The sequence below is a fragment of the Alkalidesulfovibrio alkalitolerans DSM 16529 genome (assembly GCF_000422245.1).
Taxonomy (GTDB): domain Bacteria; phylum Desulfobacterota; class Desulfovibrionia; order Desulfovibrionales; family Desulfovibrionaceae; genus Alkalidesulfovibrio; species Alkalidesulfovibrio alkalitolerans.
Genome location: NZ_ATHI01000005.1, coordinates 247,845 through 260,372 on the forward strand (window position 1 = coordinate 247,845; position 12,528 = coordinate 260,372).

Below are 12,528 nucleotides of genomic sequence, written 5' to 3' on the forward strand. Positions count from 1 at the left end.
GCTGCGTTGCCGCGAAAAGCTCAAATCCTCGTGTATTGCAAATACGCGTCGGCCTTGAGCTTTTCTTGCGCCTTGCATCTGGGCCTTTTTGAACAGCCTGGGAAAAGGGGTTTGTCAACAATCTCAGCGCCGGTGCGACATCGGCGCTGTCCTTTTTTCCCGCGCCGGGGCTCCCGCCCGGAGCCGCACCCTGCGTACCGGACGCCGTCCCCCGCGCGCCGCCCGCAAAATCGCTCCGCCCGGCACACGCGCATTGATGCTTCGACGCAACCGGACTACAGTCTCTCCCGCCCCGAGGAGGTGAACCCGTCCATGAAGAATCAGTTCGAATTGCAGGCGATCAAGCTGCGCGAGATCAATTTTCGGCTCGACGACGAATCCCCTCCCCAGGAAGTCCACCGGGGCGGCTTCTCCATCGACCTGAAGGCCGCGCCCCGCGAGGGTGACGGGCGGCAGGTCAGGGTCACCATGCGTGTGCACACCGTGGGCGAGGGATTCCCCTTCTCCCTCGACGTCGCCGTGAGCGGCTACTTCGCCTTCCTGCGCGCGCCGGAAAAAGAAGAGATGCGCACGTTCCTGGACACCTACGCCAAGCATATCCTGCTCCCTTACGCCAGGGAGGCGGTCTCGAACCTGATGGCCAGATCTGGCATGCCGCCCGTGTACCTGCCCCTCGTCCTCGGGGAGCCCGAAGCCGACTGGAATCAAGGACGCTACGTCCTGCCCGGCGGCATGCCCTCGGGAACGGCCTGACCGCCGACCCCGCCTTGACACGCCCCCTTGCCAGCGGGCAAGACGCGGACAGAAATCATTCTGGAGCACCCACATGAAGGACGAACGCGGACGCTACTACTACCCCAACCCGGCCAAGAAACGGGTGCGCATGTACGTCAAGGAGGAGGAGGGAACCGTCTGGTTCCGCCTCTGGAACCAGGACGACCCCAAACTCTGGGAGGATCACGGCTGGGTGCCCTGGGGCGCGCTGCAAAAAGCCATCGCCATGTACGACGGCAAGGACAAGCCCTTCAATCCCCTGAGCTTCTACGACATCGACATCGCCCGCCAGATCCTCAAGGCCTGACCCGCCCCGCGCCAACATGTGACCGATCGGTCACATGTTGTGCCGAAAAATATCTTCCCACGCGGGGGCGCTGGACAGAGCCCCGCAGCCGCCAGCGCGGATTTTTCAGCGACCCGCCAGGCGAGGCGTCAAAAAACGCGAAAGCAAGGCGCGAGAGCCGGGCAAGACCGACGCGTATTCCACATACGCGAGGGTTTGCCCGGCTTGAAGCAACGCCGCCAGAGCGGATTTTTCACGCCTCGCCCCTAAGGGGTGACGGTGAAGAGATAGGCCTTGTCGAGACGCAGGATGCGCGAGGCCACGGCCGCGACATCCTCGGGGGTGGCCTTGCCCGCCTTGTCGAGCAGCGTCTCGTTGAAGTCGAGCGGCAGCCCCCGCGCCTTGAGCCCGGCGGCCTCGCCCGAGCGGCTGCCCAGGGTCTGGCGGTCGCGCCAATAGTCGCCGCGCATCAAGTTCTGCGCGCGCTCTACCTCGGCAACGGGCAGCGGCTCGCGCGAAAGGCTCTCCACTGTCTCCTCGAAGCCCGCCAACGCCTGTTCGGCCTTGTCCGGGTCCGTGCCGATGTAAAAGGCCAGGAACCCGGAGTCCGGCGTCTGCCAGAGCATCGCCGTGACCGAGTAGCCAAGGCCCTGGCGGTCGCGAAGCTCGCGGAAGAGGATGCCGCTTTGCCCGGCCAGGGCCTCCTTGAGCAGCGCCAGCGCGGGCGCGTCAGGGCTGTTCAGGCCGGGCGCGGGGAATATCTTGACCAGGTGCGTCTGGTTGCGCCCCGGCAGATGCGCCGTGGCCTGCCGCTCGTCCTTCCAGACGGGCGGCGCGATCTCGACGGACCGGCGCGGACCGGTGCGCGCCGCCAGATCGCGGGCCAATTCCAGGACCGCCTCGCGCTCGAACACACCGCAGGCCGAGAGCACGAAGGGAGCCGAACGCTGGCGCTCGAAGAAGGCCTTGGCGTCGTCGGGCTGAAATGCGCTCACGCTTTCCGGGATGCCCAGATGGTGGGTGCCGTACCCCGGCCCCTCGAAAAGGAAGGGGAAGATGCGCCTGAAGGCAAGGCCGAGCGGCTGGTCCTCGCGCTGCTTGATGGCTGCGAGCTGTTCCTGGCGCACGCGGCCCAGTTCGTCGCCGCTGAAGGCGGGATCGAGGATCATGTCGCGCACTATGGGCAGCACCTCGGCCGCAAAGCGGGCCGGGTAGCGCGCCGAAACCGAGAAGGCGTCGCGTCTGGCCGAGGCCCCGACCGAGGCCGCGCGGTCGGCCAGATAGTCCTGAAGCTGCGTGGTGGTGCGGCCGCCCGCGCCCTTGCCCAGATAATTTGAGGTGAAAGCGGCGAGCCCTTCGGCTCCCTGCGGTTCGAGGACGCCGCCGCCGGGCCAGACGATGTCCATGGCCGCATAGGGCAGCGTGGCGTCGGGCATGAGCACCACACTCACGCCGCCGTCGAGTTCCACGACCTCCACCTCGCCGCGCGCGCCCGTCTCGTGACGGGCGGCAGTCTCGGCCGGAGACGCCCAGATTTCGCGTACTCCTTCCGCGAGCGCGTCGCCGGACAACTCGGTTCCCTCCGGCAGCAGCAGCACGGAGGCCAGCCTGTCGGAACGCAGGTATTCGTCCATGACCCCGCCGAGCGTTTCCGCGTCGGCCGTGCGCAGGGAGAAGAGATAGTTGTCCTCGGAGACTTGGCCGTCCTCGAAAAAGGTGAAGTAGCCAAGCTTGCCCGCCAGCCCGGAGAGCGTCTCCTTGGAGCGGTAGAGCGCGTCTTCCAGTTGCAGTTTGGCCCGCGCCATCTCGTCCGGCCCGAAATCGTGGGGCGAGAGACCGGCCATCTCCTCGGCCAGGGCGCGCACGAAGGTCTCGGCCTTGTCCGCGTCGCACACGGCCTGGATGACGAACATGCCGCCCCGCTCAAGGGTCATGGAGAAGGCGGAAACCTGGTCCACCATTTGCTGCTCGTACCTGAACTTCCTGGGCAGACGCGCGCTCTGGCCTCCGCCCAGAAGCTGCGCCAGAAGTTCGAGTCCGACGGCCTCCTGCCGTTTCAGGCCGGACACGGGAAAGGCCAGGCTCAGGTAGGCCTTGTTCCAGTTGCCGTGCTCCACGCGGACCACGGGCCCGGAAAAGAGCGGCAGGGGAAGCTCCACGGGACGGGTCAAGGGCCCCTGGTTGCGCAGGGGGCCGAACAAGGTGCGGGTCTTTTGCAGCACCTCGGCGTGGTCGATGTCGCCCACGGCCACGAGCAGCATGGAGCGCGGCTGGTAGAGGCGGCGCAGATAGGCGCGCATGTCCTCGGGAGTCATCTCGGCCAGGGTTTCGCGAAAGCCGATGATCGGGCGGCCGTAGGACGTTTCGGGCCAGACCATCTCCTGCAGCGCCTTGAACTGACGGCGGCCGGGCGTGTCCTCGCCCATCTCGATCTCCGAGACGACGACCTGACGCTCGCTCTCGAATTCGTCCGGGTCCAGGGACGGGTTGACGGTCATGTCGTGCAGGATGTCGATCCCGAGCCGCCAGGCATCCTTGGGCACGTCCACGTAGTAGACGGTGTAGTCGAAGCTCGTGCCCGCGTTCATGCTGCCGCCCGCGCCCTCGATCTCGCCCGCCACCTGGCCCGGCGCGCGCCGGTCGGTGCCCTTGAAGGCCATGTGTTCGAGGAAATGCGAGATGCCCGCCTCGCGCTCCTCCTCCCAGCCGGACCCGGCGCGCACGTAAAGTCGGATCGAGGCCAGGGGGAAGCGACCGTCGGCCTGGGTGAGCACGGTCATGCCGTTCTCCAGTATGGTGATGCGCGGCTGCGCCGCGTCGCCGTCGGCAATCGCGTCACCCGCAACGGAGGCGGCTTCGTCGGCTCCATCGCGGACGAAGCCGTCCGCCGGAGGAGTCGGCGCGGGCGTGCGCTCGGCCGAGCGTTCCGCAGCGCGTTGCTCGCGATCCATCCTTTCAATGGTTCCCATATAGTCACAGCCTCCAAAAAGGAACAAAGAAGCCAAAAGCGTCCAGACGATCAGGCGCATGCGAATCCTCCGAAACGGGCCGCGCAATCCGCGCGGCCAACGAAAAAAGCGGAACGAACCCCTTTTTCAGACTGCCGAAAAAGGGGTTCTCCAACAAGCTCGCGCGAAGAAAGACACCGGTGCGAAAAGGCTTACACCTTGCAGGAGTCTCCGCCCTCGCAATAGACCCGGATGAACTGCCCCACTTGATGGGTGAGATAGACGCACTCGACGCCGCCCAGACATTTTTCCGCGTCCTCGGCCTCGATGTGGGTCACCAGCACATGCCCGTTCTTCACCAGCTCCAGTACCCAGGTCTTTTTGGCCTCGTCGTAGCGCATGTCGGCCTTGAGTTTGTATTTCGCGATCTCGGGGTACATTTCCTTGACCTTTGCCAGCAATGCTTCGGGCGTCACACTCATGGTCGTCTCCTTTGGCTGTGCGGGGATTCTCCATTACCCCGTGTAGCAGGAGGCGCGTCCCGGCGCAAGGCGAAGGGATCATGGGGCGGACTCTTCGAAATGCTGCGCGGTCTTGGTCAGATGGAATTCGAGCGGCGAAAGCGCGGGCAACACGGCGCGCACGATGGCCAGCGGGCTCACGTAGCCCTGCCGCCAGTCGAAGCGCAGGCGCGCCTCGCGCGGCGAGGCGAATTCCACGGCGGCCACGAAGGCCCTGGCGTCCAGTTCGCGCACACCGTGTCGCGTCTCGCGAGTGAAGGGAAACGAGGCCGAGGCCGCGAAGGCTTCGAGCGCTTGGCGGACCTTGGCCGCGCGCTCCTCGTCGCCGCCAAGCGTGAGTACGAAATCCTCGGCCACAGCCTGGGGCTGGCGGCGGCCCATGGAGAGTTCCTGAACGCGCGAAAGCGTAAGCCCTTCGGGCATTTGCGGCGCAAGCCGCCCGGCCACCTCGTCGAGAGCGTACGGTTCGCGGGTGAAGACGTCGAACCACTCGGCGACACTCTCCACGCCCACGGGCAGGGCGCGGCCGAAGGATATCTGCGGCATGGGATGAAATCCCTTGGAGAACGAAGGCTTGATCGCGGCGCGGCGCAAGGCCCGCTCCAGGGTGCGCTGCAACTCCAGGGTCGAGAGCCAGGCTGCCGGGCCGGTCTTGGCGAACCAGACCCGGAAATGTCCCTCGCGCCGCGTCAGGTCCTCGCGGATCTCGGGCGGTCGCTGCGGGCCGCGAGACGTCTGGGGCCGGTCGCCAGCCACTGACTCGGCCGGAGCGCCGGGTGAAGCGTCGGGGGAAGCTTCAGGCGAAGCGGCGGCAGCCGCCTCGGGCGCGGCCTGGTCGCGCCTGGCCAGGACAGTGCGCGGCCTCACGCCCTCGGGCGCGAAGCCGCCCGCCTCCACGTCGCACGCGCCGCACATGCGGCAGGCGCCGTAACGGCAGTCCTCGGTGATCTTGCCCGAAAGCGCCCGGCCCCGTTCGGCCAGCAAAAAGCGCCTGGACACGCCCACGTCCAGGTGGTCCCAGGGCAGCGGTTCCTCCGGGTCGCGGGCGCGCAACGAGACCTCGGGGTCGATCCCGGCCTCGCCCACGGCGGCCATGAAGGCCTCGAAGTCGAAATACTCGTCCCAGGCGGGCAGCACCTGTCCGCGCTCCACCAGGGCCTCCACCAACGGCGCGGCCTCGCGCCCTGAGCGCGAGATCAGCCCTTCCACGAAGCTCGTGCGCGGGTCGTGCCACTTGAGCTTGAGGCGCTTGTCGGTCCTGAAAAGGTCGCGCAGGAAATCGATGCGCTCCCGGCACTCGTCGAGGGATATCTGGCGTTCCCACTGGAACGGCGTGTGCGGCTTGGGCACGAACGGGGCCACAGCCGCCGTGACCTGGAGGCGCTTGGCGCCGCGCGGCGCGGCGTTCGCCACCTTGCGGCAAAGCTCGAAGATGGCCTGCAGGTCATCCTTGGTCTCGGTGGGCAACCCGCACATGAAATAGAGCTTCACCTGGCTCCAGCCGCGTGCGAACAGGGCCGAGACGTGGGCCAGGAGCCCCTCCTCGTCCACGCCCTTGTTGATGACGTCGCGCAGGCGCTGGCTGCCTGCCTCGGGCGCGATGGTGATGCCCGTGCGCCGGATGCGGGCCATGCGGTCCATGATCGCGGGCGAGAGCGAGCCCACGCGCAAGGAAGGCAGGGAAAAGGCCACCTGCTCGGCCGCGCAGGCGTCGAAGCTGCCCGCGAAAAGCCCTTCCAGGGCCGAGTAGTCGCCCGTGGAGAGCGACAGGAACGAGACCTCCTCGTAGCCCGCATCGTCCAGGGACTTTTCGAGGCAGGACAAAAGGTTGGCCGGAGTGCGCTCGCGCGCGGGGCGATAGGCCATGCCCGCGTGGCAGAAGCGGCAGCCGCGCGTGCAGCCGCGCGCGATCTCCAGGGCCAGGCGGTCGTGCACGGCCTGACTCCAGGGCAGCACCAGCCTGTCAGGGCAGGGCGCGGCATCGAGATCGGCCAGCACGGCGCGGCGCACGACCTCGGGCGCGCCCGAGCCGGGCAGCGGCCGCATGCGGCCCGATCCGTCGTCCGCGTAGAGCGAGGGCACGTAGACCCCGGAAATCTCGGCCAGGGCGCGAAGCTTTTGCGCGCGCGGCGCGGACTCGGCGCGAAAGCGCTCCAGGCGGCGCATGATCTCGGGCAGCACGGCCTCGCCGTCGCCGAGCACCATGGCGTCGGCAAAGGGGGCCAGATACTCCGCCGCGCCGGTACAGCCGCCGCCCACGAGCACGAGCGGGTGCTCCTCGCCGCGCTCGGCCGTGCGGCGGGGAATGCGCGCAAGGTCGAGCATCCAGAGGATGGAGGGCGCGGCCATCTCGTGCGTCAGGTGGAAGGCCACGGCGTTAAGCCGCGCAAGGGGCGTGTCGCTCTCCAGCGTGCACAGCGGCGCGTCGTTCGCGGCCAGTATCCTGGCCGTTTCGGGGCAGGGCGCGAAGACGCGCTCGGCAAGCCACGTCGGCTCGGCGTTGACCAGGGAGTAGAGGATGCGCTGGCCGAGGTAGGACATGCCCACCTCGTAGAGGTCGGGAAAGGCCAGGGCGATGTGCGCGGAGACGGTCGCAGGGTCGCGGCGCACCGCGCCCCACTCGTTTCCGGCATAGCGGCTTGGGCGCGGCAGGAGGGGGAGGAGGTGCTTCATATGCGTGGCCGCGAAGACGCGCGAACCCGGCGCGGGTCCGAACTGGCCGCGCCGGGTGCCCGGAAGAAACCGCGCGGACGCCCTCGGCCCGCTTCTTCCGTGCGCTTCGTAGGCAAGGTTCCTACTTCTTGATCAGCCCGAGCCCGCCGCCCGCGCCGGCCAGATTCTTCAGGCCGCCGAGTCCGCCGGGAGCGGAGAGGGTCAGGTTGGAGGTGGCCTCCAGGTACTTGGTCTTCAGTTCCTCGGGGAACTTCTTGTATTCGTAGATGATGTGCTCGCCCTTGATCTCGCCTCCGAACTCGTTCTCGAAGGGATAGCCGAAGGGCAGGAGCATCATCTGCACGCCCTGCTGCGTGGGAACGGTCTGGATCACGGCCACGTCGGTCAGCTTGGTGCCCTCGGCGTCCCACTTGCCCATCACGGTGTCGCCGTTGATGAGCTTGGCCATGCGAATGTCATATGCCATGAATGTCTCCTTGGTATTTTCGGTGCGCGGCCAACGTAGGCACGCGGACCAGCAGTGTCAAGGCGGCCTTTTGCCGCCATTCGCGGCTTGAGCGCCCTACTCCTCGACGTCCCTGCGAGGCAGCCGCCAGGCCGCGAGCAGGCAGACGAGCATGAGCGCGCCCTGCATCACGAAGCCCGCGCCGAAGCCGATGTGGTCGCCGCACCAGCCAAGGCCGAGCGGTATCGCGCCCGAGCCGATGAGCGCGCCCATGGGCGTGATGAAGCCCACGGCCACGCCGCGCGCCTGAAACGGCATGCCGCGCGAGATCATTGAAAACCCGGCCGGGAAGAAGGTCGTGGAGACGAGCGGCTGCAAAAGCACGGCCGCCGTGAGCCAGACTCCCTCGGTCAACCCCAGCAGCATGGTGAACAGCCCCGCGAGCGCCAGATAGACCACTATGGTCCGGCGCGGACCGAAGCGATCCGCGCACATGCCGCCCACAAAGGACATGAACACGCCCGAGACGCGCGACACGGCGAGCAGCATGTTGGCCGCCTCGCGGCTCATGCCCCGTTCTTCCACCAAGTACAGCGGAAGCATGGTGTAGGGGCCAAGTGTAGCCCCCACGGCGATGCCGAAGAGCAGCGACATGATCCAAAACACCGGTCGTCTGACGATGTCCGCAAGCAGGCTGGGGCTTGGGGCCTCGCCCCGCTCGCCCTTGCCGGGGCCGCGCAGGGCGAAGAGCGCCCCCGCCACGAGGCTCGCCGCGCCGAGCACCGTGAAGGCCGAGCGCCAGTCGTGCGTCTCGACCATGAACTCCGCGAACAGCGGCGCGACGATGAAGGCCACGTTGGGGGCGGCCTCGTGCACCGAAAGCGCCTTGCCCCAGTCGGCGCGACGGGTCAACGAGGTGATGACCGAGATGGCCGAAGGCAGATACAAACCCGCACCCGCGCCCATGGCGAACAACGACGCCTGGAACGCGAAAAGTGTGTCGGCCGTGCCGGAGAGGAGCGCGCCAACGCCCATGCCCAGAAGCGCCAGGGAGATGGTCAGGCGGTGCGTCAAAAAACGCGAGATGAAGCCGCTCGAAAGCAGCCCCACGGTGGCCCCAAGCCCCACCAGGAGCACGAAGCCCCCCGCCTCAGTGTTGGACGCGGCCAGATCGCGGGTGATGGGCACCATGAGCGGCCCCATGAGGATGCGGGCCAAAAATCCGAGCCAGAAGGCCAGGGTCAGGAAGCAGAGCATGGGCAGGGCCGCGCGAAACGGCAGCCCCTGCCTGGAATTGACGACTGTCTGGCTCATATGCGACGCGGCTACTCTCCGTCCGCGTCCGCGCCCAGGCGGCGCTCGGGCGGCCCCTCGGCCTGCTGCGCGTCGTCCGGGGCTTGGGCGGGCGCCCCGTCTTCGAGCGCGGGCTCGTCGTCGAGCGCCTGGCCGCGCGGCTTCTCGTCGTGCAACGGGATTTCGACGCCAGGGGCGATGTCGTCCGCAGCCGCGCCGCCATCTTCACCGAGCAGGGCGCAACCGCATTCTTCCCCGCTCGCGGGCGGCACCGCCGCGCGGCAGAAAATCAGGAAGCAGGTGTGCGCCACCATGCGGTCGGCGGGCCGAAGCCTGTCGGGCACGGGCTTGTAGCGCCGAACGAGGATCTCCAAGACCTCCACGTCCATGAACGGCCCTTTTTCGAGCCCGCGCAAGAGATCGCTGATCTGGTTCACCGTGGGCACCAGAAAGGCCATGGGCGCGCCCGGCTTGACCGCCGCGACGGCCTGATCCAGGTATTCCCAGGGCGTGCGCACGTCCAGGAAGAGCGCGTCCGCGTCCGTGACGTCGAAGCCTTCGGCGATGTCGCGGTCGTACTGCTTGACCCGGCCGTCGTCGAGCCCGGCCCAGACCAGGTTGCGGCCGCACAGCTTGCGGAACTCCTCGCGCCGCTCGAAGGTGTGCACTGTGCCGGTGGGACCGACGAACCAAGCCAGGGCCAGGGTCATGGAGCCCGAGCCCGAACCCGCCTCGACCACGGTCGCGCCGGGGCCCACGGAAAGGCGCATCAGGATGTAGCCGATGTCCTTGGGGTAGATGATCTGGGTCTGACGCTTGAGGTTCTTGCACAGGTCGTGCAGGGTGGGCTTGAGCACCAGATAGGGGCGGCCCAGGTGCGTCAGGGCCGTGCCGCCGAAACCCGCCTGGCGCACGGCCTCGGCCTCGAGCCTGCCGTCGTGGGTGTGCAGGGGTTGTTTGGGGTCCAGCCGCCGCAGATATCGCTTGCCCTTAGGGCTGATGCACAGTACCAATTCGCCGTCTCGTATCATGTGTCCTCCGAATCCGGGTGAGTTACCCGACGGCCACGTTCTGTCAAGGCATTGTTCCGGCGGAAATCCATGACCACGTACCGCAGCATTTTCGGTCCGGTTCGCTCAAGCAGGCTCGGGCTCTCGCTCGGGCTCGATCTTCTTGGCGCGCCCATCTGCTCCATGGATTGCCTCTATTGCGAGGTGGGCAAAACCCGCACGCTGACGCGCGAGCGGCGGCGCTGGGTCCGGGGCGAGACGGTGCTCGCCGAGCTTTCGGCCTACAGCCGCGAGAACCGCGCGCCCGAGGTCGTGACGCTCGGAGGGCTCGGCGAGCCCTGCCTGAACCTGGACATGGGCATGATCATCGAAGGGGCGAAAAAAATCCACCCCGGCCTGCCCGTGGCCGTGCTGACCAACGCCACCCTGCTCACGGACGCCACGGTGCGGGCCGAGCTCATGGGCGCGGACATCGTCCTGCCCTCGCTCGATTCGCTCGTGGAGGACGAGTTCGCGGCCGTGAACAGGCCCGCGGCCGGCATCACGGCGGCCGCCTGTGCGCGGGGGATCATGGAGTTTCGCGAATTGTTCGCCGGGCGCATCTTCCTGGAAGTGCTGCTGTGCAAAGGGCTGAACGACAGCCAAGCCAACCTGGAAATGCTGGCGGACTACGTGGGCCGCATTTCGCCCGACCGGGTGGACGTGGTCACGCTCTCGCGGCCCGGAGCCTACGCCGAGGCCACGGCGGCGGACACCGAAACCCTGGCCCGCTTCGCCGGACGGCTCGGCGCGAAACCCAGGGCTGCCGACCGCCAGATCGAGGCCGGACGCGCATCCAAAGCCGAAACCGCCTCTTCGTCCCCATTGACGGACGAGGCGTTTCGGGAAATAGTCTTGTCTTCCCTTAGGCGTCGCCCGCAGACGCCGGGGCAGATTTCCGACGCGCTGGGCGTCGATGAAGAGCGCGTGCGCGCGCTTCTCCACAGGCTGGAGAGCGAGGGCGCCGTTACCTGCGACGATACTTTCTACGCGCTCGCCAGAGATTAAACGAACGGTTCCGGCCGCGGGGCCGGACCACATACTTTTTTCGAGGTTTGCATGACATCCGAGGGAAAGAAGTCCCGGCGGAAGATGTTTCTTTCCGTGCTTCCGGGCGAATTGGTCGAGCTTGTCCTCTCCGAGGAAGGCAAGGTGCAGGAGTATTACGTCGAAATGCTGCACCAGGCCAAGATGAGGGGCAACATCTACAAGGGCTACATCCACAACATAGACTCGTCGCTACAGGCGGCGTTCATCAACTTCGGGGCCGAAAAGAACGGCTTTTTGCAGATCGACGAGGTCCACCCCGAATACTACCAGGGTTCGTCCACCATCCCGAAAGGAGGCCGCTACCCGCTCATCCAGGACGTGCTGAAGCCCGGCCAGGAGATGCTGGTGCAGGTGGTCAAGGAACCCACGGGCACCAAGGGGGCCTTTGTCACTACCTATCTCTCGCTCGCGGGACGCTATTTCGTGCTCACGCCGGGCCGCGAACAACTCGGGGTCTCGCGCAAGATCGAGGACGAGGAGGAGCGCGCGCGCCTGAAGGAGATGGTGCAAAAGCTCGATCCGGGCGAAGGGCTCGGGCTCATCGTGCGCACCGTGAGCGCGGACCAGACCCAGGAAGGGCTGAAGAAGGACATCGGCTACCTCAAGCGCGCCTGGAAGGAGGTACGCAAGAAGGCCACCACCGAGAAGGCCCCGGCGCTCATCTACCGCGACCTCGACCTGCCTGCCAGGGCCGTGCGCGACTACCTGACCCCGGACGTCTCCGAGGTCTGGGTGGACGACAAGGAAACCGCCAAGCAGATCGGCCAGCTTGTGAACCTGGCCTTCCCGCGCAAGAAGGCCATGGTCAAGGTCCACGACGACCCGGAAAAGACGCTCTGGGAGCGTTTCGGCCTGGCGCGCCAGATCGAGGAGATCTACGGCCGCACCGTGACCCTGCCCTCGGGCGGCCAGATCGTCATCGACCAGGCCGAGGCCCTGACCGCCATCGACATCAACTCCGGCAAGATCGGCGGCAAGAAGAATTTCAAGGACATGGCGCTGAAGAACAACGTCGAGGCGGCCGAGGAGATCGCCCGGCAGCTTCGCCTGCGCGATCTCGGCGGCCAGGTGGTGGTGGACTTCATCGAAATGAAGGACAAAAAGCACGTGGCCGAGGTGGAGAAGGTCATGCGCGCGGCCATGAAAGGCGACCGCGCCCGCACCGACGTGGGTCGCATCTCGCGCTTCGGCCTGATGGAACTGGTGCGCCAGCGCATGGGCTCCTCGGCCATCTCCTCGAACATGGAGACCTGCCCCTGCTGCCAGGGCCGGGGCTTGCGCCGCAACATGGAATGGCAGTCGCTGCTGGCGCTCAAGGAAATCCATCGCGGCCTGCGCGGCATGAAGGGCGACGAGACGTTCGTCTACCGCACGACCCCGGAACTGGCCTCGTACCTGCTCAACTCCAAGCGCCAAAAGCTCGTGGAGTTGGAACAAAAACACGGGCGGCACATCACCATCGCGGCCCAGGTGTCGTGACCGGGAGCAT

Annotated in this window: 10 protein-coding genes; 4 read left to right on the forward strand and 6 right to left on the reverse strand. The window is 66.9% G+C overall.

Annotated elements, in window-relative coordinates; genetic code table 11:
- Positions 1-312 precede the first annotated feature (312 nt).
- Both DSAT_RS04140 and DSAT_RS04145 read left to right on the forward strand, forming a co-directional pair.
- Positions 313-753, forward strand: coding sequence for a protein-export chaperone SecB (locus DSAT_RS04140; RefSeq protein WP_020886336.1), 441 nt, complete (start codon positions 313-315; stop codon positions 751-753).
- A 73-nt stretch (positions 754-826) separates the two neighbouring features.
- Positions 827-1,081 (forward strand): hypothetical protein, encoded by a 255-nt coding sequence (locus tag DSAT_RS04145; RefSeq protein WP_020886337.1) that lies wholly within the window; start codon positions 827-829, stop codon positions 1,079-1,081.
- 245 nt (positions 1,082-1,326) lie between these two features.
- On the opposite strand, the gene DSAT_RS04150 is transcribed toward DSAT_RS04145, so the two are convergent.
- From DSAT_RS04150 to DSAT_RS04175, 6 genes are all read right to left on the reverse strand, one after another.
- The gene (locus DSAT_RS04150) at positions 1,327-4,029 is read right to left on the reverse strand and encodes a M16 family metallopeptidase (RefSeq protein ID WP_235695917.1); all 2,703 of its coding nucleotides are present in this window, start codon (positions 4,027-4,029) and stop codon (positions 1,327-1,329) included.
- A 191-nt stretch (positions 4,030-4,220) separates the two neighbouring features.
- A complete protein-coding gene (locus tag DSAT_RS04155; RefSeq protein WP_020886339.1) occupies positions 4,221-4,490 on the reverse strand; it encodes a hypothetical protein in 270 nt (89 codons plus the stop codon).
- Between the two features lie 78 nt (positions 4,491-4,568).
- A complete protein-coding gene (locus DSAT_RS04160) occupies positions 4,569-7,202 on the reverse strand; it encodes a TIGR03960 family B12-binding radical SAM protein (RefSeq protein WP_020886340.1) in 2,634 nt (877 codons plus the stop codon).
- A gap of 121 nt (positions 7,203-7,323) precedes the next feature.
- Positions 7,324-7,668 (reverse strand): hypothetical protein, encoded by a 345-nt coding sequence (locus DSAT_RS04165; protein WP_020886341.1) that lies wholly within the window; start codon positions 7,666-7,668, stop codon positions 7,324-7,326.
- Positions 7,669-7,764: 96 nt separating this feature from the next.
- The gene (locus DSAT_RS04170) at positions 7,765-8,961 is read right to left on the reverse strand and encodes an MFS transporter (RefSeq protein WP_020886342.1); all 1,197 of its coding nucleotides are present in this window, start codon (positions 8,959-8,961) and stop codon (positions 7,765-7,767) included.
- 11 nt (positions 8,962-8,972) lie between these two features.
- Complete coding sequence (locus DSAT_RS04175) at positions 8,973-9,971, reverse strand: tRNA (adenine-N1)-methyltransferase (protein WP_020886343.1); 999 nt, start codon at positions 9,969-9,971, stop codon at positions 8,973-8,975.
- A gap of 69 nt (positions 9,972-10,040) precedes the next feature.
- Here DSAT_RS04175 and DSAT_RS04180 point away from each other — a divergent pair, with 69 nt between their 5' ends.
- Together DSAT_RS04180 and DSAT_RS04185 are read left to right on the forward strand one after the other, a co-directional pair.
- Positions 10,041-10,997, forward strand: coding sequence for a radical SAM protein (locus DSAT_RS04180; RefSeq protein WP_020886344.1), 957 nt, complete (start codon positions 10,041-10,043; stop codon positions 10,995-10,997).
- A gap of 51 nt (positions 10,998-11,048) precedes the next feature.
- Positions 11,049-12,518 carry an Rne/Rng family ribonuclease gene (locus DSAT_RS04185; protein ID WP_020886345.1) on the forward strand — a complete coding sequence of 490 codons (1,470 nt, stop codon included), beginning with the start codon at positions 11,049-11,051 and terminating at the stop codon, positions 12,516-12,518.
- Positions 12,519-12,528: the final 10 nt, after the last annotated feature.

What these genes read in the sequence shown, in the direction of transcription:
- DSAT_RS04140 (WP_020886336.1), top strand. Translation starts at nt 313, where the DNA reads ATGAAGAATCAGTTCGAATTGCAGGCGATCAAGCTGCGCGAGATCAAT.
- DSAT_RS04145 (WP_020886337.1), top strand. Translation starts at nt 827, where the DNA reads ATGAAGGACGAACGCGGACGCTACTACTACCCCAACCCGGCCAAGAAA.
- DSAT_RS04150 (WP_235695917.1), bottom strand. Translation starts at nt 4,029, where the DNA reads ATGGGAACCATTGAAAGGATGGATCGCGAGCAACGCGCTGCGGAACGC.
- DSAT_RS04155 (WP_020886339.1), bottom strand. Translation starts at nt 4,490, where the DNA reads ATGAGTGTGACGCCCGAAGCATTGCTGGCAAAGGTCAAGGAAATGTAC.
- DSAT_RS04160 (WP_020886340.1), bottom strand. Translation starts at nt 7,202, where the DNA reads ATGAAGCACCTCCTCCCCCTCCTGCCGCGCCCAAGCCGCTATGCCGGA.
- DSAT_RS04165 (WP_020886341.1), bottom strand. Translation starts at nt 7,668, where the DNA reads ATGGCATATGACATTCGCATGGCCAAGCTCATCAACGGCGACACCGTG.
- DSAT_RS04170 (WP_020886342.1), bottom strand. Translation starts at nt 8,961, where the DNA reads ATGAGCCAGACAGTCGTCAATTCCAGGCAGGGGCTGCCGTTTCGCGCG.
- DSAT_RS04175 (WP_020886343.1), bottom strand. Translation starts at nt 9,971, where the DNA reads ATGATACGAGACGGCGAATTGGTACTGTGCATCAGCCCTAAGGGCAAG.
- DSAT_RS04180 (WP_020886344.1), top strand. Translation starts at nt 10,041, where the DNA reads ATGACCACGTACCGCAGCATTTTCGGTCCGGTTCGCTCAAGCAGGCTC.
- DSAT_RS04185 (WP_020886345.1), top strand. Translation starts at nt 11,049, where the DNA reads ATGACATCCGAGGGAAAGAAGTCCCGGCGGAAGATGTTTCTTTCCGTG.